Origin of the sequence: Pigmentiphaga litoralis (assembly GCF_013408655.1) — a bacterium.
Taxonomy (GTDB): Bacteria; Pseudomonadota; Gammaproteobacteria; order Burkholderiales; family Burkholderiaceae_B; genus Pigmentiphaga; species Pigmentiphaga litoralis_A.
Genome location: NZ_JACCBP010000001.1, coordinates 3,216,169 through 3,238,946 on the forward strand (window position 1 = coordinate 3,216,169; position 22,778 = coordinate 3,238,946).

At 62.8% G+C, this 22,778-nt stretch carries 21 protein-coding genes; 8 read left to right on the forward strand and 13 right to left on the reverse strand.

What is annotated here, in order from left to right:
* Positions 1-37: 37 nt before the first annotated feature.
* From HD883_RS14560 to HD883_RS14575, 4 genes are all read right to left on the reverse strand, one after another.
* Positions 38-1,042, reverse strand: coding sequence for a zinc-binding dehydrogenase (locus HD883_RS14560; RefSeq protein ID WP_179588554.1), 1,005 nt, complete (start codon positions 1,040-1,042; stop codon positions 38-40).
* A 39-nt stretch (positions 1,043-1,081) separates the two neighbouring features.
* Positions 1,082-1,624 carry a cysteine dioxygenase family protein gene (locus HD883_RS14565; RefSeq protein ID WP_179584227.1) on the reverse strand — a complete coding sequence of 181 codons (543 nt, stop codon included), beginning with the start codon at positions 1,622-1,624 and terminating at the stop codon, positions 1,082-1,084.
* A gap of 4 nt (positions 1,625-1,628) precedes the next feature.
* Positions 1,629-2,597 carry a tripartite tricarboxylate transporter substrate binding protein gene (locus tag HD883_RS14570; RefSeq protein WP_179584225.1) on the reverse strand — a complete coding sequence of 323 codons (969 nt, stop codon included), beginning with the start codon at positions 2,595-2,597 and terminating at the stop codon, positions 1,629-1,631.
* Between the two features lie 641 nt (positions 2,598-3,238).
* On the reverse strand, positions 3,239-4,144 hold the full coding sequence (locus tag HD883_RS14575) for a LysR family transcriptional regulator (RefSeq protein ID WP_179584223.1): 906 nt from the start codon (positions 4,142-4,144) through the stop codon (positions 3,239-3,241).
* 92 nt (positions 4,145-4,236) lie between these two features.
* Between HD883_RS14575 and HD883_RS14580 the strand changes: the two genes are divergently transcribed.
* Together HD883_RS14580 and HD883_RS14585 are read left to right on the forward strand one after the other, a co-directional pair.
* On the forward strand, positions 4,237-5,082 hold the full coding sequence (locus HD883_RS14580) for an alpha/beta hydrolase (protein ID WP_179584221.1): 846 nt from the start codon (positions 4,237-4,239) through the stop codon (positions 5,080-5,082).
* 30 nt (positions 5,083-5,112) lie between these two features.
* Complete coding sequence (locus HD883_RS14585) at positions 5,113-6,099, forward strand: Bug family tripartite tricarboxylate transporter substrate binding protein (protein WP_257022209.1); 987 nt, start codon at positions 5,113-5,115, stop codon at positions 6,097-6,099.
* 45 nt (positions 6,100-6,144) lie between these two features.
* Here the strand turns inward: HD883_RS14585 and HD883_RS14590 are convergent, their stop codons facing one another.
* The gene (locus HD883_RS14590) at positions 6,145-7,311 is read right to left on the reverse strand and encodes an ABC transporter substrate-binding protein (protein WP_179584219.1); all 1,167 of its coding nucleotides are present in this window, start codon (positions 7,309-7,311) and stop codon (positions 6,145-6,147) included.
* Positions 7,312-7,442: 131 nt separating this feature from the next.
* On the opposite strand from HD883_RS14590, the gene HD883_RS14595 reads away from it, so the two are divergent.
* A complete protein-coding gene (locus HD883_RS14595; RefSeq protein ID WP_179584217.1) occupies positions 7,443-8,372 on the forward strand; it encodes a LysR family transcriptional regulator in 930 nt (309 codons plus the stop codon).
* A 17-nt stretch (positions 8,373-8,389) separates the two neighbouring features.
* On the opposite strand, the gene HD883_RS14600 is transcribed toward HD883_RS14595, so the two are convergent.
* The 8 genes from HD883_RS14600 to gcvA form a co-directional block, all read right to left on the reverse strand.
* Positions 8,390-9,286 carry a fumarylacetoacetate hydrolase family protein gene (locus tag HD883_RS14600; RefSeq protein WP_179584215.1) on the reverse strand — a complete coding sequence of 299 codons (897 nt, stop codon included), beginning with the start codon at positions 9,284-9,286 and terminating at the stop codon, positions 8,390-8,392.
* The gene (locus tag HD883_RS14605; RefSeq protein ID WP_179584213.1) at positions 9,283-9,813 is read right to left on the reverse strand and encodes a VOC family protein; all 531 of its coding nucleotides are present in this window, start codon (positions 9,811-9,813) and stop codon (positions 9,283-9,285) included. The genes HD883_RS14600 and HD883_RS14605 overlap by 4 nt, the downstream gene beginning before the upstream one ends.
* Positions 9,814-9,836: 23 nt before the next feature.
* The gene (locus HD883_RS14610; protein WP_179584211.1) at positions 9,837-10,880 is read right to left on the reverse strand and encodes a CDP-6-deoxy-delta-3,4-glucoseen reductase; all 1,044 of its coding nucleotides are present in this window, start codon (positions 10,878-10,880) and stop codon (positions 9,837-9,839) included.
* Between the two features lie 194 nt (positions 10,881-11,074).
* Positions 11,075-12,196 (reverse strand): lipocalin-like domain-containing protein, encoded by a 1,122-nt coding sequence (locus HD883_RS14615; protein ID WP_179584209.1) that lies wholly within the window; start codon positions 12,194-12,196, stop codon positions 11,075-11,077.
* Positions 12,186-14,660: an ABC transporter permease gene (locus tag HD883_RS14620; RefSeq protein ID WP_179584207.1), complete on the reverse strand. Its 2,475-nt coding sequence runs from the start codon at positions 14,658-14,660 to the stop codon at positions 12,186-12,188. The genes HD883_RS14615 and HD883_RS14620 overlap by 11 nt, the downstream gene beginning before the upstream one ends.
* The gene (locus tag HD883_RS27950) at positions 14,660-15,325 is read right to left on the reverse strand and encodes an ABC transporter ATP-binding protein (RefSeq protein WP_179584205.1); all 666 of its coding nucleotides are present in this window, start codon (positions 15,323-15,325) and stop codon (positions 14,660-14,662) included. Before HD883_RS27950 ends, HD883_RS14620 begins: the two co-directional genes overlap by 1 nt.
* A 106-nt stretch (positions 15,326-15,431) precedes the next feature.
* Positions 15,432-16,529: a permease gene (locus HD883_RS14630; RefSeq protein ID WP_179584203.1), complete on the reverse strand. Its 1,098-nt coding sequence runs from the start codon at positions 16,527-16,529 to the stop codon at positions 15,432-15,434.
* A gap of 83 nt (positions 16,530-16,612) precedes the next feature.
* Positions 16,613-17,494, reverse strand: coding sequence for a transcriptional regulator GcvA (gene gcvA / locus HD883_RS14635; RefSeq protein WP_179584201.1), 882 nt, complete (start codon positions 17,492-17,494; stop codon positions 16,613-16,615).
* 117 nt (positions 17,495-17,611) lie between these two features.
* Here gcvA and HD883_RS14640 point away from each other — a divergent pair, with 117 nt between their 5' ends.
* The 5 genes from HD883_RS14640 to HD883_RS14660 all read left to right on the forward strand — a co-directional run bounded on the left by HD883_RS14640 (position 17,612) and on the right by HD883_RS14660 (position 22,350).
* A complete protein-coding gene (locus tag HD883_RS14640; protein WP_179584199.1) occupies positions 17,612-18,580 on the forward strand; it encodes a Bug family tripartite tricarboxylate transporter substrate binding protein in 969 nt (322 codons plus the stop codon).
* Positions 18,581-19,495: an alpha/beta hydrolase gene (locus tag HD883_RS14645; RefSeq protein ID WP_179584197.1), complete on the forward strand. Its 915-nt coding sequence runs from the start codon at positions 18,581-18,583 to the stop codon at positions 19,493-19,495.
* 327 nt (positions 19,496-19,822) lie between these two features.
* On the forward strand, positions 19,823-20,602 hold the full coding sequence (locus tag HD883_RS14650) for a hypothetical protein (RefSeq protein WP_179584195.1): 780 nt from the start codon (positions 19,823-19,825) through the stop codon (positions 20,600-20,602).
* A gap of 11 nt (positions 20,603-20,613) precedes the next feature.
* On the forward strand, positions 20,614-21,495 hold the full coding sequence (locus HD883_RS14655) for a hypothetical protein (RefSeq protein ID WP_179584193.1): 882 nt from the start codon (positions 20,614-20,616) through the stop codon (positions 21,493-21,495).
* Between the two features lie 81 nt (positions 21,496-21,576).
* Positions 21,577-22,350, forward strand: coding sequence for a peptidoglycan-binding domain-containing protein (locus HD883_RS14660; RefSeq protein WP_179584191.1), 774 nt, complete (start codon positions 21,577-21,579; stop codon positions 22,348-22,350).
* Positions 22,351-22,778 lie beyond the last annotated feature (428 nt).

The window sequence follows — 22,778 nt, forward strand, 5'->3', positions numbered from 1 at the left end:
CCGGGTCGGGAATAGGCGTCGGGCGCGGGATCAAGGCTCAGGGAACGATGACGACCTTGCCCAGGACCTTGCGGTCCTGGATCATGGCCAGGCCTTCGGCGGCCTGTTCCAGCGGCAGCACCTTGTCGATGACAGGCTTCATCTTGCCTTCCTGGATCAGCGTCATGAGGGCAGACAGGTTGTCGTCGTAGAAGCTGTTCGAGCCCATCACGTTGATCTCGAAACTCCAGATGTAGCGCAGGTCTTCCTTGGGGTCGTGACCGGCCGTCGCGCCGCAGACCAGCAGGCGTCCGCCGCGCTTGATGCACTTGAGCGACGGCACCCAGGTGTCCCCGCCGGTGAAGTTGATGACGACATCGACACCGCCTTCGTTCGACCGCCGCTGCGGCTTGCCGTACTTTTCGATCGCCCACTTCGAAAAGTCGACGTCCTTGTAGTTGATGACATGATCGGCGCCCAGGTCCTTGAGCCTGGCCATCTTGTCTTCGCCGCCCGCGCAGGCAATGACCTCGGCGCCCAGCAACTTGGCCAGGATGACGCAGCCGGTGCCCACGCCGCCGCTTGCGCCCAGCACCAGCACCTTGTCGCCCTTCTTGATGGTGTTGTGGGTCACGATCATGCGGTGCGCGGTGCCATAGGCGACCGGCAAGGACGCCGCTTCTTCGAACGTGACCTGATCGGGCATGCGGATCAACTGGTCGCTCGACACCAGGCAATATTCAGCCATGCCGCCATTGAGCATCTCGCCCATCAAGCCCTTTTTCTTGTTAAGCGGATTGACCAGCACCCGGTCGCCCGGCGCCCAGCCTTCGACGCCCGCGCCCACCTCGACAATCTGTCCGGCCATGTCCAGTCCGATGATGACCGGCAGCGGCACCTTGATGCCCGGCATGCCGCGCACCGTGAACACGTCGTGGTAGTTGAACGACGACGCGCCGACACGGATGACGACATGGCCCTCGGTCACTTGCGGTCGCGGAAAGTCATTTACGACTTTCAGTTCTGAAAGGTCGCCGTGCTGCGACAGCAGCAAGGCCTTCATGGTGGTTTCGCTCATCGTTCTTCCTTGGGGTGGACCGCTCTACTGGACCGCCTGCACCAGGCGATTGACATGGGTGGCAACGCGAGGACTGTCGATGCCATAGATGTGGATCGACACGGCGTCCTCGCCACCGGGATTCCCGAGGCGATGCGCCTCCTGGATGCCCGCATAGGTAAAGGTGATGTCGCCGACGCAGCGCGTGCGCCGCTCCTGCAGCCGGACGCCCCGGCAGTCGGGGGACCACGCGTAGCATTCCTCTTGCAAGGTGCCCGCGACGACGGCATAGCTGCACCAGGTGTGATGACCGTGCACAGGACTGAACTGGCCGGCGCCCCAGACGATCGCCACGACCGAAAAGCGGCCGGCATCGTCGGCGTACAGAAGGTGGCGCGCGTAGCTGTCGGCGCGGCCGACGCGTTGCGCAGCGTTCAGGAACGTGGGTTGGGCGATGGCGGACTGCAAGGCGCGCTGCAATGCATGGGGGATGTCGTCGGTGCAACCGGCGCATGCGTGACGGATCTCGTCCGCCAGGACGCACAGCGCTTCGTTTTGCTTGCTTCCATCAACTTCCATCGTTGCCATGGCCTCAATCCACCCGCGCACCTGAATCCGTCACGACCTTGCCCCACTTCTCGATCTCCTGGTTCGAAAACGTGGTGTATTCGGCAGGCGTCATCACCATCGGCTGCCACCCTTCCTTGACCATGTATTCGGTCATGCGCGGCGACCGCACCGCACGCGCCACGGCGGCATTCAGCTTCTCGGTGATCGCAGGCGGCAAGCCCGCGGGCGCACCCAATCCCAGCCAGCCCAGCACCTCGTAGCCGGGCACGCCCGCCTCGGCGATCGTCGGAATGTCCGGTTCGCTTGCCGTGCGCGTCGACCCCGTGACCCCCAGGGCACGCAGGCGGCCGGACTGCACGTGCGGCATCGCGGCCGACACCGCCGCGAACATCACCTGCGCTTGCCCACCCACCACCCCGAGCAGGCCCGGAGACGTGCCGTTGTACGGGATGTGCATCATGTCGATGCCCGCCATGGTCTTGAACAACTCGGTGGCCAGATGCGCGCCCCCGCCACTGCCGCCCGACGCATAGTTGAGCGCGCCCGGCTTGGCCTTGGCGAGCGCCAGCAATTCCTTCACGTTGGTTGCCGGCACGCTGGGATGCACCACCAGCACCAGCGGGTACGCCGCCACGAAGGCGATGTGCGTGAAGTCCTTGCGCAGGTCGTAATTGAGCTTGCGATACAGCGTCGCATTGGCGGCGCCGCTCGACGTTTCCATCATCAAGGTGTAGCCATCGGCCGGCGCGCGCGCCACCATTTCGGCGGCGATATTGCCCGATGCGCCGCCGCGATTCTCGATGTACACGGTCTGGCCAAGATTCAATTCGGCCGCGAGGGCACGCGCCATGATGTCGTTCGGTCCGCCTGGCGTGTAGCCCACGACCAGCTTGACGGCCTTGGTGGGATAGTCGTCGGCCAGGGCCGGGTTCGAGGCGGCGAACGAGACCGCGCAACACGCGGCGAGCAGGGTGAGGCGGTGACGTAGCATGGGATTCCCTTTTGCAAGGGGCGATCCCGACAGAGACGCGCCCCGGTATTCGGACAACTCTTGCGAGTGCTAAATACTGCCGCGGGGTCGTGTTCTCCACAGCGTGGGCGAATGCCACGGGGGAGGGGCCGAGGTTGCCAGCGAAGTGCTGCGACGCAGCACCTGACTTCAAGGTAAAGCGTGTGCCGGAGCATCGTCAAGAGGTCGGAAAACGGCCCGGAATGGCCGTGCACCGCGATGATCAGCCCATGCACCGCGCCGTTGCCGGCGCGGGTTCAGCGACCCAGTCCGGTGCGTCGCGGCTACCTTGATCTCGCACTCTGTTCAAATTTGAGCATGTTCATATCGATTGCCGGACCGCTTGCTGGTGTGATCGTGCCTGACTGCCGAATCGCGATTTGCCCGATGTTGCAGCCAGCCCGCACCATAGACGTGCGCGGCGGTAATCGCGGATGCATCCTGCCTACCCCCCTATCCCGTTCCGTCGGCCCAAGCCAAGACCATGACGCCGGTGTCCGCACCCTGCTATGGTGCAAAAAAAGCAGCCTGCCGGTAAGAATTATTTTTTGTGTATCGGCATTCTTTCGGTGTCCACGTGCTTCCTTCGGCCGATTTCGCAGAATCGCGTGCCTTGCGATCGCCTATGTCCATGCGCCCTTTGCATAGGTCTTCATCAGCTGCCGCATCGACTCGGCCGCCGGTGACAGGCTCCGGTCCGCCAGCCGCAGAATGCCCAGCGTGCGTTCCACTTTCGGCCGCGTCAGCGGAACGAACACCAGCTTGTCCATCCAGGGCGGCAAGCCCAGGCGCGCCAGCACGGTCACGCCCACGCCATGGTCGATCATCGACAACAGCGAAATCATGTTGGACGCATAGATGGAACACCGGCGCAGCGGTTCGGCCTCGTCCGTGCTCGCGAGCCCCGCATGGGCAGTCGTGCCGATCAGCGGCAACGCGCCGAGTTCGCTCCAGCGCAGCTGGCGCCGCGCCGCCAGGGGATGATCATGCCGGCAGACCAGGCCAAACACATCGGTCACCAAGGGTTCGAACATCAGGCGCTTGTCGGCGGCGCCGCCCGCGGTCACGCCAAAATCGAGTTCGCCGGACAGCACCATCCGCGTCACGTTGATCGAGTTGTCGTCGAGCAGGCGCAGGGCAATGCCGGGGTGGCGTTCACTGTACTGAGCCACCAGCGCAGGCAGCCAGTTGGTGGCGAACGCCGTGATGGTTCCCAGACTCAGGGTGCCGGTCTCGCTGCGGGCATAACGCTCCAGGGTGTCGAGCACGGTGTCGTGCCGGCCAAGCAGTTCGCGGATCAGCGGCAGGCAGTATTGCCCGTAAGGCGTCAGCGTTGAGCGGTTGCCGGTTTCGAACAGCTGGTGGCCCAGGCGGTCTTCCAGCTGCTTGATGGCCAGCGACAGGGCTGGCTGCGACCGGCACATGCGGATAGCCGCCGCCTGGAAGCTGCCGGTGTCCACGACACAAAGAAAATAACGAAGCTGTGCAAGGGACACGTCGCGCAGGGCAGCGGAAAGGGTGGCGCGCATTTGCAAACCTGATCCAGGTATTAATTGTTTAAATTTTACTTATAGGCTGATCGGATCGAGACTAGCGCATTCCCGGTTTTCTCTGGTCTTTCATGCGCCCTGCTCCGTTACCTGCGACACCTGCCCGGCCGTTCGACTTTTCGTATGTCGATACCCTGCCACACCAGGACGTCGATGGCTGCCGGCTGTACCTGGGCAAGCCCGCGACACCGCCGCCCGCAGCGCAGCCGCGCCTGCTGTTCGTGCCGGGCGCCTATCACGGGGCCTGGTGTTACGCGAACTACCTGCAGTACTGCGACGAGCACGGCATCGCCTGTGCCGCCGTGGATCTGGCCGGGCATGGCGCGCTGGCGCCCGACCCCGGCCTGCTTCGCCTGACCGTGCCGGATCTTGCCCGGCAGGTGCTTGCGGCGTTCGACGCGCTGCCGGGGCCCACGGTACTGGTCGGCCACAGCCTGGGTGCCTTGCTGGTGGCGTGGTGTGCCACGCAGCGCACGCCGGCTGGCCTGATCCTGCTGGCGCCATCGCCGCCCGGCAATCTGCCGGGCGCCAAGGCCTTGCCACCGAAACCGGTCGACCAGGTCTGCGCGCCGCCTGCCGACGAGGAAATCCGCAGCCGCTTTGCCGGCACGCCCGAGGATGCCGATGTGTCCGCCATCGTCGCCCGCCTGTGCGACGAGTCGCCCGGCGTATTGAACGACCGCTATCTGCTGCGGGTGCCTGTCGATCCGGCACGGCAACGCGCGCCGGGCCTGTGCATCGAAGCCGGCCGCGATACGCCTGACCGGCATCCCGAAGGGCAGGATCGCGCGGTGGCGGACTTTCTTGGGCTCGACTGCCAGCGGCTGGACGACGCGCCCCATTGCATGATGTACGCCGCGGGATGGGAGCGCAGCATGGCTGCCATCCACACCTGGTTTCGCAGCACCTTCAACTAGAACAGTGACGTCCGTCACGAGGAGACACCCATGGTCCATCGAAGCCTGAGCCGCATGACACTGCTGGCCACGGCCGGCGTACTGGCTGCCACGACATTGCTTGCCACGTTGCCGGCAGCCGCCGCGGACTGGCCGACCAAGCCCGTCAAGATCATTGCGCCGTCGGCTGCCGGCGGCGGCGCGGACATGATTGCGCGGACCACGGCGCGCCTGCTCGAAGAACGCTTCAAGCAACCCTTCGTGGTCGAAAACCGGCCGGGTGCGGGCGGCATCCTGGGCACCACCTCGGTCAAGAACGCCGCCCCCGACGGCTATACCTTCCTGATCTCCACCAGCTCGACGCACTCCGCCAACCAGTACCTGTACAAGGATCTGTCGTATGACGCGGTCAAGGATTTCACGCAGGTCAGCCTGATCGGGACCTTTGGCGCGGTTGCGCTGGTGGCGCCGAAAAGCCCGTTCAAGACCCTGCCCGAACTGACGACCTACGCCACGGCCAATCCGAACAAGGTGTTCTTCGGGTATTACAGTTCGTCATCGCAGGTGCCGGCCGAACTGCTCAAGGCGCGTGGCAAGCTGCCGATCGACGGCGTCGCGTACAAGAACATCACGCAGATCATTACCGACCTGATCGGCGGGCAGATCACGTTCGCCTTTGTCGACTACCTGACTGCCATGGGAACGATCCAGGGCGGTCAGCTGCGCCCGCTGGCTGTGACTGGCGAAGAACGCTTGCGCGCCTGGCCGGATGTTCCGACCATGGCGAGCTTTTACCCAGGCTTCACGGTGACGGGATGGTATGGCGTGTCGGCGCCGGCGGGTACGCCCAAGGCGATCATTGCGGACGTCGAGAAGGCCATGCGCAGTGCCCTGAACACGCCCGAAGTGAAGGAGCGCTTTGAAGGCTTTGGCGTGACGGTCAAGACGATGGACAGCGACGCCTTCACCGACTTCGTGAAACGTGATCGCGGCACGTGGGCCGAGTGGGTCCGCATCGCCAACATCAAGCCGCAGTAAGCCACGCGGGCAGGCCAGGCAGCGTGGCCTGGCCCTGCTCCAGCCTTATTTCGACGCCCCGCATTGCTCCGCGTACGCGTCCCCATGCGACGCCAGCACGTTCTTCACCAGCATCTTGAACATCGGCTTGCCGTCAGCGCCCTCGGCCACCTGGTAAATGTTGTAGTTCTGGATCGGGTAATTGTTCTTGTTGAACTTGAAGTCGCCGCGCACCGACTGGAAGGGTGTGGTGCGGATCGCATCGATGAAGGCCTGGGAATCGGACGCCTTGCCGCCGATCTTTTTCAACGCCTCGCCGATCAGGATGGCGGCGTCGTAGCTGAACGCCGCAAACGAGGTCGGCGTGCGGCCGTACTTCTTTTCGTAGGCCGCGACAAACTGCTTGTTCTGGGCATTGTCGGCACTGGGCTGCCACGTTTCGGCCACGATATTGCCGTAGGCGACCTTGCCGATGGCGCCCAGGCTGGTCGGTTCCAGCGTGTGCACGCTATACAGCGGAATGGTCTTGCCCATGCCCATCTGCTGATACTGGCGGACGAACGAGACGCCCTGCCCGCCCGGGAAGAAGCCAAACACGCCGGCGGGTTTCGCCGCGCCGATCTGGCTGAGCTCGGCCGAAAAATCCAGCTGCGTCAGTGACGTGTAGATTTCGTTCGAGATCTTGCCTTTGTAGAAGCGCTTCAGGCCGGTGACCTTGTCTTTCGAGCCCAGAAAGTTCGGCGCGATGATGCTGATGTCGGCCACTTTCTGGTCGTTCAGATACTTGCCCATGGCTTCGGCCGTGGCATCGCTTTGCCAGGACGTGACGAACAGGTTGGGCTTGCACTGCGCGCCCGCGAGCGGGGACGGGCCCGACACGGAACCGACGAAGGGAATCTTGCTGGCGCCGATCTTGGCCTGCAGGGCCATCATGACGTTGGCGTAGGTCAGGCCGGTCACGATGTCGACCTTTTCGCGTTCCAGCAGTTTGGTCAGCCCCAGCATGCCCACGTCGGGCTTCATCTGGTCGTCTTCCTGGATGACCTTGACGTCATAGCCGCCCAGCTTGCCCTTGCCCTGTTCCACGGCCAGCATGAAGCCATCGGCCTGGTCGCGCCCCACGTCGGCTGCCTGGCCCGACAGGGTCCCCAGAAAGCCGATCTTGACCTGCGCCATGGCAGGCGCGGTACAAAGGCCCGCGAGGCCGAGCACCATCACCATCGTCGTTTTCATTGCGTGTCTCCCGGGGCCTGTCGGCCCATCGTTGTTATGCCGCGATTATGTGGTCCGGCGTGTCTGCCGGCCATCGCGCTGATTGATTCCGCGGTATTAAACTGATTGATAGTTCTTGGACCAGGCGCGACATGAAAGACCTGAACCTTCTGTACGTGTTCGAAGCCCTGTGGCGCGACCGCTCGGTCACCATCGCAGCCGAAAGCCTGGACGTGACGCAGGGCGCCGTCAGCAGCGCGCTCAAGCGCATGCGGGATGAATACGGCGACAAGCTCTTCATGCTGGCCGGTCGGCGCATGGAACCGACGGCGATGGCGACCAGCATTGCGCCATCCTTGCTGGAAGCGCTCAATGCGATCCGCAAGACAACCGGCGTGCAGACCTCGTTCGATGCGGCCGAATCCACTCGGTCCTTCACGATCCGCACGCGCGACGTGGGCGAAGTGGTTGTGCTTCCCAACCTGTTTGCCCGCATGGAAGGCATCGCCCCCCGGGTCAAGATCAACGTCATGTTCGCTCCGATCGAAGAAACGGTGCACGGCCTGTCCACCGGCCGCATGGACGTGGCGCTCGGCTACCTGCCGGCGCTGGAACGCAACATCCACAAGAAGGTGCTGTTCAAGCAACGCTACCTGTGCGTGATGCGCAACGACCATCCGCTGGCGCACGCCGAACTGACACTGAAACGTTTCCTGTCGCAGCAGCACCTGCTGGTCGAATACGCCGGCAGCGGCCACGTGCTGCTGGAACGCGCACTGATCGAAGCCGGCGCCAAGGACCGCATCCGGGTGCGCATGCCGCAGTACCTGGCCGCGCCCCATCTGGTGCTGCGCTCCGACCTGATCTGGACGTGCCCCGAATCGCTGGTCGCCGAACTGCGCAAGCATTTCCCCCTGGCCGTCAAACCCCTGCCCCTGCCCATGGGCAATTTCGATGTCGCGCTGTACTGGCATGACCGCTTCCACAAGGATCCGGCCAACCAGTGGTTCCGGCAGCAGCTGATCGACTGCGTGCACGACATCCAGGTCGGCCCGCTGACCACGCCGCGCGCATCAGCCTGATCACAGGCAGCACCCGGTCAGTCGACGATGGTGAACTCGAACTCGCCGATGTTCTCGATCCACTGACGCACCACATCGCCCGCTTTCAAAAACTGCTTGCGCGCCATGCCGACCCCCGACGGCGTACCCGTCAGGATCAGGTCGCCCGGCGACAACGTGATGCGCGAGCTGAGCTGCGCGATCTGGTCCGCGATCGTGAACAGCATCTGCGACGTGTTCGAGTCCTGCATCAGTTCGCCGTTGACCCACAGCTTCATCGACAGGGCCATGGGGTCGCCAATGAACTGCGCGGGCGTGATCGCCGGGCCCATCGGACACGAGCCATCGAACGACTTCTGTCCGATCCAGTCCCAGCGGAACGGCGACGTGTCGGGCACGTTGGGCCGCGACACCCAGTCCCGCGCCGACAGGTCGTTGGTCACGACATAGCCCGCGACGTAATCCATCGCTTCGTCGACCGGCACGTCCTTGCAGGTGCGCCCTATGACGACGCCCAGTTCGATTTCCCAGTCCAGCATGGTGGACCCGGCCGGAATGCGCACCTTCGCATCCGGGCCCACCACGGTCGCGCCGCCGGCCTTGATGTTGTGCCACGGCAGGTAGCCCTTGCCCTTCGGATCCCCTTCGAGCGGCATGCCCAGCACACGTTTCATCTCTTCGACGTGGTCGCTGAAGTTGACCCCCGCGAAGTAGATGGTGCGCGGCGCGGGTAGCGGCGCAAGCAGCGTGGCCCCCGACACGTAGTCGCGCCCGGGCAAGTCGCGGCCCAGGGTCGCCAGCTTTTCGGTCGCGCGCGGCCAGTCTTCCAGCACGTCCTGCACGCCCGCGTAGCGCGGCGACGCGTAGATCTTGCCTTCGTGCAGCAGGCCGGTCTTGCGCGTGCCTTCGTGCTCGATCGTCACGAGCTGGATCATGATGCCGATCCCTTGATCTTCAGTTCTTCCAGGCTGCCGATATCGGCGGCGTCGTCCATGGAAAAGCGGTCGCCGTAGTCGAACAGGTCGTCATGCTGGAAGCCGTTTTCGTACCACTGGATTTCCCACCAGTTGTGGTCCAGGTCTTCCAGGTAGAACGAATACACGCCATGCATTTCCTGCGGCGGCAGCACTTGCCGGATGCCGTACTTGTCTTGGTCGCGGACCGCCGCGGCATGCGCCTGATCGACCTCGTCCCGCGTTTCGACGTCCAGCCCCCAGTGATTGAGCAGGTTGGTCGGGTGCACCTGGTCGCCGACTTCCACGCAAATCACATGGAAGCGCTGGGCCAGCCGGACGGCCATGGCGGGCTTGCCGTGGCGCACGCATTCGAGGCCCAGAAATTCTTCGTAGAAGCGGCGCGACGCCTTCAGGCTGAAGCACTCCAGCGTGCCGTGGCCCAGGCAGAATGGCTTGACGACGGACGGGTGGGTCGGGGGGTCGACGCGACAATTTTCTGGCAGCATGGCAGTCTCCGTTAGGGTGGAATTCAGGCTTGTGGCAGCCCGTTGCGGTCGGCTTCGCTCAGGAAGGCATCCGCAAAGAATGCGTCTTCGGGCAGCCGGCAGGCGGTCGTGAAATCGTGGCGCGCGGACTCGACCATGATGGGCGCGCCGCAGGCATACACCTGCACGCCCGACATGTCGGGGAAGTCTTCCATCACGGCCTGGTGAACGAAGCCGGTGCGGCCCGTCCATGCGCAGGCGTCGGTGGCATTGCTCAGTACAGGGATGAAGGTGATGTGGTCGTGCGTGGCGGCCCAGGATTCGGCCAGGCTGGCCATGTACAGATCGGCGCGCGTGCGGCCGCCCCAATACACGGTGATCGGCCGCCGTGTGCCCCGCTGCAGTGTCTGCTCGAGCAGGGACTTGATCGGGGCAAAGCCGGTGCCCGATGCCAGCATGACGATCGGCGCGTCGGAGTCTTCACGCAAGAAGAAAGAGCCCAGCGGCATTTCGATCCGGTGGATCTCGCGCAGCTTCATTGCAGTAAAGACGTGCTCGGTGAACTTGCCGCCCGGCATGCGGCGGATATGCAGTTCGACCTGGCGCACGCCGTCATTGCTCGGCACGTTGGCGATCGAATAGCTGCGCCGCGTGCCGTCCGGCCGCAAGATGTCCAGGTACTGCCCCGCGCGAAACAGGGTCGGCTCGTTCATGGGCAGGCCCAGCGTGACGATCATGACGTCATCACTGACAGGCTCCATCTTCAGCACCCGGCAGGGCATGAACTTGGACTTGATCGCGTCCTGCGGATCCAGTTCGTTGACTTCGACAACGAGGTCGCCCAGCGGCTTGGCGCAGCACAGCAGGGCAAGTCCCTCGGCCTTGTCTTCGTCGCTCAGGTAGTTGGGGTGCACGCCGCCGTAATCGACCTCGCCCGAAACCACGCGGCCCCGGCAGGTACGGCAAACGCCCGACCGGCAGCTGTAAGGCATGAACAGGCCTGTATCCAGGCCCGCCTTGAGGATGGGGGTGTCCGCGGAACAGGGGTAGGTGTGCCCGCTGGGATGCAGGGTGATCGTGTAGGACATAGGTCTTGGGCCTATCTTCCCCGTCGCGGGCTGGATCGCTCGCTGTCTCCCGGGGTTCTGCACGCAGTCTAAACACTCACGCCCAGTGCAGCTATTAACCGGAAAAAATCCCGAGAATTAACTGCATCAATAGTCCAGCATTGGCGCGCCTTGCGGGGCGACAGGTCAGTGAATACCCGCACCCTCTGGCACCCTCAGTAGCCGGTCATTTCCAGATACCCGCGGCCCGCCGGTGCGCCGCCCTGACCGGCCGTCAGCCGAACCGGCCCTTCCCAGTACGGGAACGATGTGCCCATCCAGGCGCGCGGCTGGGCCGCCTCCGCGGTCACGTCCACCTGCATGTCAGGCACCCGCACCCGCCATTGCGTCGGCACCTTGCGGCCCGTGTCCTGGCGCGACGATGCGCCAGGGTCCAACTGGATCTGGTCGCCGCGCAACGCGCGGGGCGTGCCATCGGCAGCGATCCACGTACCGGCCCGATACGGTGGTCCGTCGGTCTGCCGCACCTGGAACAGCATGAGCTTGGCGCCGCTGTCCAGATGCAAGGAAAACCAGTCCCAGCCCTGCTGGGTTGCAGCCAGTGGCTGGCTGCTCCACTCACGGTCGAGCCACGCCGTGCCTGTCACAGGGACGGTGTTGCCATCGACAACGATGTCGCCCGTCACGGTGTAGAACGGCTGGCTGTAGTAGTACGACGCCTGGCCCAATCCGGATTTTTCGCTGTAGCCGCCATCGCCGTGCAGCACCAGCGGCCGATTCGTGGACAGTTGCAACTGGTACGAAAAGTCCTTGCCGGCCGCCTGCATGCTCAGCTGATCGATGTCGCGGCCGCCGGTGGTGTGCAATTGCCAGTCATCGATCCACGCGCGAAATGGCGCAGCCGTCACCCCTGCCTGGCCGATGCCGCCGCGCGCCAATGTTTCGGCGTAGCGGTGCCCGCCCGGACTGGTCAGGCCGGCATGCCCCATCCACACGTTCGGGCTGCCGAACCCCTGCACCTCCGCGCCCGGCCGCAGCGCCGACCGGAACAGGGTCCATTGCACGCCCCAGTCCTTGCCGGACGCGTCTTTCAGGTTCGCGGTCACATACCACCACTCGATCCGGTAGCCATCGTGCGGGCCATGGTCGGCGGGAAACCGCAGGGGCTTGCCGCGCTCCACCAGCGCGAAGGCGGCCGCATCGGCGCCCAGGCCGGCAAAGCCGCTGCGGGGCGCTTCGGCCGGCTTGTCGCATCCGGCCAGCAAGGCGGACAGGGCAAGCACCCCTGCAAGGCCCAACGCCGCACGCAGGCGGATGGCGCAATGCTTAACGTTCATCGGCAAACTGCCTCAACAGATCCGCGGGCTGGCGACGCGCCAGCCGCCAGATGGGTCCGGCCGCGGCCAGCAGACTGGTCAGCAGGCCCAGCATGCCCAGCTGCACCAGCTGCAGGGTCGACACGTACAGCGGCAACCGCCAGCCAAAGGCCTGAACGTTGACGACTGCAACCATGCACCATGCCAGCAGCAAGCCCAGTGGCATCGCAAGCAGGACGGTCAGGCACGCCAGCATCAGTGTCTGGCCCAGCGTGAGCCATCCCAGGCGGCTGCGCCGTACGCCCAGCGCCCACAGCGGCGCCAGCTGCCCGACGCGGCTGTGGCCCAATGTCAGCAGGCTGATGAATAGCGCGATGCCGGCCACCGCCAGCGTCAGCGTGTTCAGCGCGCCGGTGGCGGCAAAGGTGCGTTCGAACACATCGATCGACCAGCGCTTGATGGTGGTCTGGTCAATGACGCGGGTGCTGTCGAGCCCGTAGCGATCCTTGAGCGTGTCGGCCAGACTGGCCGCGCGGCCGGGTTCAAGCCGCATGCTCAGGTTGGTCATGACAGCCTCGGGCCAATGCTGGCGCAACCGGTCCGCGGCCAGCAGCACCTGACCCTTCGGATTGCCGTAGTCGGCGTAGATGCCGACGATGGGCAGGCGCTGCTCGCCATCCCCCGATGGCAGCACCAGGGTGTCACTCAGGCCGACCTGCAGGCGGCGACCCAGCTGTTCACTGAGCATGACGCCCTGCCCTGCACCCAGCCGGTCCCATGCGCGGTCGGACTGTTCCAGCAGCGGCCACTGTTCGGGGAAAGCCGGTTGCACGACGATGCCCTGGGCCTGCACTGGCCAGCCTTGCAGGCGGAAATCGGTACGCCATTGCGGCTGGACTACTTTCACGCCGGGCTGGCCCGCGGCCCATGCCGCGATCTCGACAGACTGCGCCGGATCGCGCGGCGTCAGGTACAGGTCGGCCGACAGGCGCTGGTCGAGCCATCCCAGGAAGGTCTGCCGGAAGCCCTCGGTCATGCTGCCCACCCCCACACTGGCGGACAGGGCCAGCAGCAAGGCCATCAAGGCCAGCGCCATGGCAGGCAATTGCTGACGGCTGTCGGCAATGAACCATTCGGTCAGCGGCCCGCGGCATACCCGCGCCAGCCCCGCCAACGCGGCATCGAGCAGGGCCGGCAGGAACAAGGCGCCGGCCAGCAGGATCGCGCCCATCATCAGCAAGGCGCTGAGCAGGCTGTTGCCAAAGCGCCAGCAACCGACGGCCACGATCGCCAGCACGATGGCCAGCATGGCCTGGCGGCGCAGCCACACGCCTTGCGCGATGCGCCAGGCCTGGGCCTGGGCAAGGGCGAGCAAGGGCAGACGCGCGGCGCGCAGCAGGCTGCTGCAGCCCGCCAGCAAGGCGCCCAGCAGACTGATGGCCACGCCTGCCACCCACCAGCTGGGCGACAGGCTCAACTGACCCGACACTTCCGCGCCATACAGGCCCCGCAGGCTGGACGCGACATTGCCCAGCAGCACGCTGGCCAGCAGATAGCCACTGATCACCCCGGCCAGTCCCCCCAGGATCGCGAATGCGCCCAGTTCTACCGCCAGTGCACTGATCAGTGTGCTGAGGTTCACGCCGCAGGCACGCAGCGTCCGCAGCACCCCTCGGCGTTGCTCAAGGGCCAGACCGATCGACGCATGCACAATGAACAGGCCCACGATGAAGGCCAGCATGCCCAACGCAGTCAGGTTCAGGTGGAAGCTTTCGGTCAGCCGCTGCAGATCGCCGCCGTCTTCGGACGCGCGCCACTGCAAGGCGGCGGCAGCGGACGGCAGGGGCGGCTGGCGCGCGGCCAGATCCGCATCGACCAGCAGCCGCGACACCTGACCCGGCGCACCCAGCAGTGTCTGCGCGGCGCCAATGTCGACGACGATCACGCCGGGCGCCAGTTCGGCTCGGGGTACCAGCGGCGGCAGGCGTTGCCCATCGCTGGTCGTGGCCGGCTCGCCCGCTTTCAGGCCCAGGCGTTGCAAGGTGTCGGGGGCAATCCAGGCCTCGCCCGGCGATCCGATAAAGCCGGTCAGGTCAAACGCACGTTCGGCCTGGCCCGCCACCGACGTGCCCACCGGCAGGCTCAGCGGCTCGATGCCCAGCACTTCGACACTGGTCAGGGTCTCGCCTGCGAATCGAACCCGGCCTTCCAGCACCGGCGACACTGCCCACCCCTGACGGCGCAGCGCCACATACAGGTTCTGGTCAAAGCGCTGACCCTGGCGGGGGATGAGTTGCGACTGCGACGGCGCGGACAGCATCGCGCTGGCACGCGCATAGTCGGCCCGCGCCTGACCGTTGAGCGCTTCCACTCCCGTCCACAGCGACGTCGCCAGCCACAGGCCAGTCAGTATGCTGAAGAACTGCAGGGGGTGCCGCCGCCAGTGGCTGAGCAATGCAAGCAGGGTGATCCGCAGCGTGCGCATCAGGCCTCCGCGGGCAGCACACGCCCGCCTTGCAAATGCACGCGGCGGTTCAGGCGCGCTGCCAGCCGGGCGCTGTGCGTCACCATCAGCAGCGTGCTGCCCGCCTCGGCCACCAGCTCCAGCAGCAGGTCCAGCACCGTGTCGCTGCTGGCTTCGTCCAGGCTGCCGGTCGGCTCGTCCGCCAGCACCAGCGACGGGCGGCCGGCCAATGCGCGGCCGATGGCCACGCGCTGCTGCTGTCCGCCCGACAGCTGCTCCGGGTAGCGTTGCAGCAACGTCGCCAGGCCCAACCGGTCGGCCAGGCGGGTATTCCACGCGGGGTCGTTGCGGCCTGCCAGCCGCGCCTGGAAAGCCAGGTTGGCGCCGACAGTCAGACTGCTGATGAGGTTGTATTGCTGGAAGACAAGGCCGATGCCTTCGCGGCGCCAGCGCGCCAGATCCGCTTCGTTGCGGCCGGTGAGCGGTTCGCCGGCGACTTCGATCCGGCCACTGTCGGGCCGGTCCAGTCCCGCGATCAGGTGCAGCAGGGTGCTTTTGCCGCTGCCCGATTCGCCCATCAAGGCCAGGCTGGTACCGGTGGCGACCTGCAGGTCCACGCCGCGAAGTACCGGCAGCGTGCCCTGGGCGGTGGTGAAAGACTTGCCGACGTTCTCTACAACTAGCACCTGGGAAGCTCCGCGGACCGAAGCGTCAAGGATAACCCCAGGTGGTGGGCGGCCCGGAGTCAGGAACCGGCCCTGAATCAAGGGGTGACACTTAATCCGGGCAGGCCTAGAAGCCCAAGGCCACCGCCAGCGCGCCACCCAGCAGCCCGAAGGCCACCACGCCAATCGCGACCGTGGCCAGTTCACGCGGCCGGAACGACTTGGCGACCATCGCAAGCGACGGCAGGCTGATCGGCGGCAAGGTCATCAGCAACGCACCCGCCGGACCCGCCGCCATCCCCAGCGACAGCATCGCCTGGATGATCGGCACTTCGCCAGCGGTCGGGATCACGAACAACGCACCCGCCACGGCCAGCGCCACGATCCAGATCAGATGATTGCCGATGTCCGGACCGATCACCGGGAACAGCCACGCGCGCGCGGCGCCCAGCAGCAGCACCAGCACGATGTACTCGGGCACCAGCCGGATCGTCATGCGCCACAGGATCTGCCCCCAGCGCGTGAACGCCTGCTTCCAGTAGTCGCCAGCGGACAGGGTCGGATCGCCGGCAGTGCCTTCCAGCAGATGCGCCGTCCGTTCGCGCGCACCCGCCGCTTCCGCGGGCGACACCATGCGGTTGATCAGGTACCCCAGGCCGAACACCATGCCGATGCCCAGCACCAGCCGCAGTCCGGCCCAATGCCATCCAAGCACCAGCCCCATGAAGACCAGCGTGGCCGGGTTCAGCACCGAATTGCCCAGCCAGAACGCCACGGCCCCGCCCGGCGACGCCTGCCGCTCGCGCAGCCCCGCCACGACCGGCGCCGCGCAGCAGCTGCACATCATGCCGGGCAGCGACATCATGCCGCCCACGAACACACTGCCAAAACCCGCACCGCCCAAGGCCTTGGCGATCCAGCGCGGCGGCAACAGCGCCTGCACGGCAGAACCCAGCAGCAGTCCCAGCACCATGGCCTGCCAGATGGCCTTGCCGTAGACCAGCGCGTAATCCAGCGCCGCGGACCACGACGGCGCGGGCGCGCTCGCGGCCGTTCCCATCAGGATCGAGTTGCCAATCGAATGGTTGCTGGCCGCAACGAACGCGCGGTTGTAATAGGGATACCACTTCACGTAGGCGAGACCGGCCACCGCGATAAGGACGAAAACGGCGATGCCGACGAGCGGATTGGGCGCGCGCCGCGCGTCGAGAGAAGTTGGGGTCATTGGAAGTATCAGGAGCGAAGGGAGGGCCGACGACCAGGGTCATTCGGCCGGGGGTGGCGTATTTTACGCCCGGCGCCGCGTCGTCACCCCTTGGCCACCTCTTCCAGCAACCAGTCGCGAAAGTCGCACAGATGCGGGTCGTACTCCAGCCTTTCGGAATACACCAGATAGAACGCCGAATCGATAAGCAGACGCTTGTCGAACGGCGCCACCAGCCGGCCTGCGGTCAGGTCATCTTTCACCAGCGCGTATTGCCCCATCGCCACGCCCAGCCCTTGCAGCGCGGCCTGGTAGGCCAGCGCGACGTTTTCAAACGTCAGGCCATGCGTGGGATCGATATCGCCGACGCCATTCGCGTCCAGCCATCGGCGCCAGTAATCCGGGCGCGCGGTCGATTGCAGCAAGGTGTGGCGCGCCAGGTCGCGTGGGGTGGTAATCGCATTGGGCCCGGTCAACAACTGCGGACTGCACACCGGCAACAGTTCGATATCCACCAGGCGGCGCGAGATCGCGCCCGGCCAATCGCCGTGGCCAATGCCGATCATGACGTCGGCGTCGCCCAAGGTGCGCAGCGGCTTGAACGACGTGGTGAACACCGTGTCGCGATCCGGATGGGCCACGTGAAATGCCGGCATGCGCGGCAGCAGCCAGCGCATGGCAAAGGTCATCTGGCACCAGATCTGCAGGGGCTTGGCGGCGGGCGGGGCCAGGGCTTTTGCGGTGGCCTGTTCGATGCGTTCGAACGCGCCGTGCAGATCGTCCCTGTACTGAAGACCGCCCGGCGTCAGCCGCACTTCACGATTGGCGCGCTCGAACAACCGCATTCCGAGAAAATCTTCCAGCACCTTGATCTGCCGGCTGACGGCGCCGGGCGTCACGTGCAGTTCGCGCGCCGTCTGCGTAAAGCTCAGGGTGCGCGAGGCGGATTCGAACATCCTGAGCGGGTTCAGCGGCGGCAGCTTCATGGCGTCCTTATCGTTGAGTTTTGGTAAACCAAGTTGACTATATATCGATTGTGACAGGACGTGAATCGCCGCAGTATGGTTGCGTCTATTGCGTTGCACCATCAGGAAACCGCCCCCATGCCCACACCCCGTTTCGCTGCCTTGATGTTCGCTGCCCTGACTGTGCCGGGCACCGCATTTGCCGCCGACTATCCCGCCGGCCCGATCACCGTCGTTGTCCCGTACGCCGCGGGGGGACTGGCCGACAACATTGCCCGGCCGGTGGCCGACGCGCTGGGTAAAGTGCTCAAGCAATCCGTGATCGTTGAAAACAAGGGGGGTGCCGGCGGTGTGGTCGGGACCGGTTTTGTCGCACGCGCCAAGCCGGACGGCTACACCTTGCTGCTGACGTTGTCGGCCATTTCCGGCCTGCCCGAAGCGGACCGCCTGCTGGGCCGCAAGCCGGCCTTCCAGCTCGATCAGTTCGTGCCGATCGCGCGCGTGACGGCGGACCCGAACCTGCTGGTGGTGAGTGCCGATGCCCCCTGGAAATCGGTGGCCGATCTGGTTGCGGACAGCAAGCAACATCCGACCGCACTGAACTATGGGTCGTCAGGCGTGTATGGCGCCATGCACATCCCGATGGAAATGTTCAAGGCGGCCAGCGGCGCGCAGATCACGCACGTGCCCTTCTCGGGCGGCGGGCCGGCCATGGTGTCCTTGCTTGGCGGCCAGATCCAGACGGCAGCCAGCGGCCCGGCCAATGCCGGCAACTTCATCAAGACGGGCAAGATGCGCGCACTGGCCCATTGGGGCAGCCAGCCCCTGCCCGCCTACCCCGGGCTGCCCAGCCTGAAGTCGCTGGGCTACGACGCGGAATTCGTTCAATGGTCCGCCCTGATGGCGCCGGCGCAGACGCCGCCCGCCGTGATCGACACCCTGCGCAACGCCATGCGTGCGGTCACCGCCGACCCCGCGCTCAAGCAGGTCTTCAGCAACCTGGGCAGCCCGATCGAATACATGGACGCACCCGAATTCGCGACCTACTGGAAGGCCGACGCTGAACGCGTCGTGGCTGCCGTCAAGAAGATCGGCAAGGTGGATTGATTGACAACGACAACCCTTCCCCGCATTCCCGAGTCGCTGTACCGGTTGATGGACGAGATCGGTCCCCGCTGGGGATCGAGCGTCCAGGCCAACGTTCGCACGATGATCGAGGCCTACTCCGAAGTCCTGAAAGACGCGCCCAAGGAAGGCACCGCCCACCGTGACCTGCCCTACGGCGACGACCCGCGCCAACGCCTGGACGTGTATGCACCGAATGCCAGGAACGACGGGCTCCGCCCGATCCTGATGTTCGTGCACGGCGGCGCGTTTGTCGAAGGCGACAAGGATCGCACCGACGAGATCTACAGCAACGTGCTTTGGTACTTTGCACGGCACGGCATCGTCGGCGTCAACGTCGAATTCCGCCTCGCGCCGACGCACACCTTTCCCAGCGGCACGCAAGACATCGGCGCCGCTGTTGCCTGGGTCAAGGCCCACGCCGCGGACTATGGCGGCGACCCGGACCGCATCTTCCTGATGGGCCACTCGGCCGGCGGCGCGCACTCCGCGCACTACGCCTACGACGCCCGCTACCACCCTGAAGGCGGTCACGGCCTGGCCGGCCTGATCGTCGTATCCGGCCGCGTGCGCGCCGAAAACTCCGCCGAAAATCCCAACGCAAAGCGGGTCGAGGCCTACTACGGCACGTCGGTCGACGACATGGCCGCGGGTTCCGCGATCAGTCACGTATCGGCCGAATCCCTGCCCACGATGATCGCCGTCGCCCAGTACGAGAACCCGCTGATCGACGTGCACTGCGCCGAACTCTTTGCGACCCTTTCGCAAGTCCGACGGCGCGCGCCGCGCTTCGTCTGGCTGCCGCGGCATAACCACACGTCGATCATCGCGCACTTCAACACGCACGAAGAGGTGCTGGGGAAACACGTGCTGGAATTCATTGAATCGGGAATCTGACAGACCGATTGGAAATTTGAAGTGTGTTAAGCAAAGGCGGCATCACGCAAGGACGCCCGGTCTACCATCGACCGGCAATACACGCAACAAAAAATAAGCACTAAATCAAAATCGGGCTTTATCTACAAAATTTCGAGGCGTAGTTTCTCAACTTCTTCTCCAACAATCGACTTAGCACTCCAATAAGAATCCTAGTCTGTTCTCATTAAGCCTGACTTTAGCGACTTGCTAGGTCGCAAATTTGCTTCATGAGCCTCCGACTCGTATTCGTACGGTTAAAACTGCTGCTGCCGAAAAGCGGGAACGATCGAAGATAGCGGGGAAAAAATGAGCAAACTCTTGGTTGTTTTTTGCTTTCTCCTTACCGCATTGAGTTATCTGAGAGATGTGCATTCGCAGCCATGCCCTATTTTCAACTCGTCACCTCAGGCGTTGAGATATCTCCGTGAGAATCAACAGATTTATCCGCGGACCACTGCGGAGTGTTTCGACCGGGCGCTTGTTACACCTCCTTCACTCGGAACTGCCATAGACGCCGAAACATGGCGCACCTATCTCTGGGAAGGAGCACAACTTCTCCATAGAATGGCTGATTCGTCGGATTTTGGACCGACTGCAAGAAGAGAATATAAAAATTCTGAGCTGAAAACTTTAGCGCTATACAGAGACAAGACCCTTGATAGGCTACGTGCGGAATCTACCAAAAAAAATCCGCTTGGCGTGGAGGCGTTGCAAACTGATTACGCCAAGGGGGTCGACGCAGAATCGAATGTCTTCTGGCAATTGTCGTTGCAGGAAACTAAAGGCCTGCTGAATTTGCAGAACTTTCTTTCAAATCTCGATCCGGCACATCTCTTAGATCTGACAGCGGTTCGATGGTTAGAAGCCGTCCGCACTTGCCCCAACTGGGTTCCCGCTGCTGTCAAACCACTGCCTGATTATACCAATGGTTGGTGCAAGGCAGACTGCCGAGAACACTTCACAACTGTAGCCGACAAGCTCAATGTATGGATGTCAAACATCCCCGAGCGCGAAACCCTGCAATCATATAGAGCACTGAAAAAGCGCGCGATAGAAACCAAGAAATTTTGCAAGAATGGCGAGTGAGGGATTGAGCGATGACAAAAATTTTAATTCTACTATTGCTTGTATTTCAAAATTCAGCTCTTTCCGCGGGCGAAGCCGTGAAAACTGAGGTAGCCGAACAAATCGTCGGAAAAACATTGAACATTGCCCTTGCGGAAAACGTTAGTGACGGCGTACAGGTCACACTGTCAATGGACGAAACCGACTACATTCCTGGACCAATCTCTGGACGAATAATAGTCAAAAACACAAGAAATGAGCGATTAACCATTAGCGACTGGAATGTTTATATCATCGGATCATTATCTTCGCTGTACAGCCAAAGTAAGATAACCACTGGCGAGATTAAAGTGGAGCCGAACTCTGCATACACATTGGATGTTTACCTTCGGCCGGGCAGAAAACCCACCATGTTTGAACATATAACTTTTCGTTCAGGCCCGACCAAGATGACAGTCAACCTAATCTATTTCGCGGACGGCATGAAAAGTGGTCAAACCAACTACTCCTTGCAAGCCGAGCTTAAAACATCGCCCTTTTACACTATTGCTGGGGGCTTTTTTGGCGCGTTGTTGCTGATCGTATTTGTCATAGTTTCCAAAATAATCTATGTCGCTCAGAAAAACGAGCTGACTGCATTAATTTCTAAACTTCCATTCTTATGTGTCAAGTGGTTCATCGTTTCCATTGCGTACGCCGTGAACGGGTTGATAGTTACTATTCTTTTAATTACCCTTTCTGCGGGATTAATGGCTTTCCAGCTTCCGATATCTTTCAAGCTACAAGATTTCAGCGGGGGTCTTATCGTCGGTCTTTTCAGCATTACTTTGGGAAAGTTTCTGGCGGATAAGCTGGCGGTGGCCATCCCAAGTCGTTCGCTCAACGATACAAATTCAACTCAGGCGGTTCAATAAAGCTATCCCAATCTACGTTTTTTGCGTTTACTTGTTTGGCAGTAGCTCCTCAACGTCAACATTTTTTGAAAGAGCAAAATCATGAAAACAACGCATATTCCAACAGCTGTTTTAAACGAGCTAACTTTCACTGGCGAACAGTCAACTGGCTCGTCAGGACTTGCAGTAAAACGACTTCAGGAGTGGCTTTGCTATCATGACTGCTCGACACCAATAGACAGCGATTTTGGCCCAGCAACTCAAGCCGCATTAAAGAATTTCCAATTGGCTAAAGCATTTGATCCCACAGGAATTTTAACGGAAGAAACCTGGAACATTTTGGTGTCTCCTATGGCAAGCGCACTTTCGGATGGAGTTGGACAAAATCTCGGTGATCGTGTTGGAAGTATCGCTGCAAATCATCTAGCAGTTCATCCCCGGGAGTTTGGAGGCGATAATTGTGGGCCTTGGGTTCGTATTTATACGGGCGGGCACGAAGGTGCTAAGTGGAAGTGGTGCGCTGGATTTGCCAGCTTCGTTGTTCATCAAGCAGCGGACGAACTGGAAGTTCCATCTCCGATTAGGGGTTCATTAAGCTGCGATGAGCTTGCGACGCAGGCAAAAGACGCCGGAAGGTTTGTACAAGGATCAGGACTATTTGTTAATTCCGATAGGAAGCTTCAGCTCGGAAACTCGTTTATTTTTTTAATTCGGGAGTCGGCTAACGATTGGAGTCATGCTGGCCTTGGGTTTTCCCTCACTGGTCAGGTTTTTAGTACGATAGAAGGGAACACCAACGACGTAGGCAGTGCGGAAGGATACGAGGTTTGCGCCAGGACTCGGTCTGTATCGAAAGCCGACTTCATTGGCTTGTAAATGGACTCGATCGTCTCAAGTAACTCTGGCGGCCGTGTTAATCCGAACAACAGACAGCATTGGCTGATGTTCCGAATTGTGCTAATTCAACTTAGGTCTGCGTATATAAGGGCGTTGATTCCCGCCGGTCTTAGCGTGAAGAAGATTGATGCGCGCAACCCTGCGACCGTGAGCCCCGTAACAGACTCAAACTTTTGGACGATATCTCTCAACCGATTGACGGAATAGTCTAAGCACGCTGCCTCGCGGTCTGGCGGCGCATCTTCACTGTCGGGGCACCTCTTACACCATTCGATTACCTCCTTGGCCAGCGTGTCGGCCGAGTGGATGGGTGCGTCCTGCAGATTCCATTCGACCGCACCAGGAGTCCCGTGCCAGCGAGCGCGCGGCTCGTCCCATCTGCTCAGTTTTGCGACTCACCAAAGGGA

Coding starts and splice junctions, on each gene's coding strand:
- HD883_RS14640 (WP_179584199.1), top strand. CDS start 17,612: ATGCCCACACCCCGTTTCGCTGCCTTGATGTTCGCTGCCCTGACTGTG.
- HD883_RS14575 (WP_179584223.1), bottom strand. CDS start 4,144: ATGCGCGCCACCCTTTCCGCTGCCCTGCGCGACGTGTCCCTTGCACAG.
- HD883_RS14565 (WP_179584227.1), bottom strand. CDS start 1,624: ATGGCAACGATGGAAGTTGATGGAAGCAAGCAAAACGAAGCGCTGTGC.
- HD883_RS14580 (WP_179584221.1), top strand. CDS start 4,237: ATGCGCCCTGCTCCGTTACCTGCGACACCTGCCCGGCCGTTCGACTTT.
- HD883_RS14600 (WP_179584215.1), bottom strand. CDS start 9,286: ATGATCCAGCTCGTGACGATCGAGCACGAAGGCACGCGCAAGACCGGC.
- HD883_RS14650 (WP_179584195.1), top strand. CDS start 19,823: ATGAGCAAACTCTTGGTTGTTTTTTGCTTTCTCCTTACCGCATTGAGT.
- HD883_RS14570 (WP_179584225.1), bottom strand. CDS start 2,597: ATGCTACGTCACCGCCTCACCCTGCTCGCCGCGTGTTGCGCGGTCTCG.
- HD883_RS14610 (WP_179584211.1), bottom strand. CDS start 10,880: ATGTCCTACACGATCACCCTGCATCCCAGCGGGCACACCTACCCCTGT.
- HD883_RS14655 (WP_179584193.1), top strand. CDS start 20,614: ATGACAAAAATTTTAATTCTACTATTGCTTGTATTTCAAAATTCAGCT.
- HD883_RS14630 (WP_179584203.1), bottom strand. CDS start 16,529: ATGACCCCAACTTCTCTCGACGCGCGGCGCGCGCCCAATCCGCTCGTC.
- HD883_RS14620 (WP_179584207.1), bottom strand. CDS start 14,660: ATGCGCACGCTGCGGATCACCCTGCTTGCATTGCTCAGCCACTGGCGG.
- HD883_RS14660 (WP_179584191.1), top strand. CDS start 21,577: ATGAAAACAACGCATATTCCAACAGCTGTTTTAAACGAGCTAACTTTC.
- HD883_RS14615 (WP_179584209.1), bottom strand. CDS start 12,196: ATGAACGTTAAGCATTGCGCCATCCGCCTGCGTGCGGCGTTGGGCCTT.
- gcvA (WP_179584201.1), bottom strand. CDS start 17,494: ATGAAGCTGCCGCCGCTGAACCCGCTCAGGATGTTCGAATCCGCCTCG.
- HD883_RS14605 (WP_179584213.1), bottom strand. CDS start 9,813: ATGCTGCCAGAAAATTGTCGCGTCGACCCCCCGACCCACCCGTCCGTC.
- HD883_RS14585 (WP_257022209.1), top strand. CDS start 5,113: ATGGTCCATCGAAGCCTGAGCCGCATGACACTGCTGGCCACGGCCGGC.
- HD883_RS14590 (WP_179584219.1), bottom strand. CDS start 7,311: ATGAAAACGACGATGGTGATGGTGCTCGGCCTCGCGGGCCTTTGTACC.
- HD883_RS14595 (WP_179584217.1), top strand. CDS start 7,443: ATGAAAGACCTGAACCTTCTGTACGTGTTCGAAGCCCTGTGGCGCGAC.
- HD883_RS14560 (WP_179588554.1), bottom strand. CDS start 1,042: ATGAAGGCCTTGCTGCTGTCGCAGCACGGCGACCTTTCAGAACTGAAA.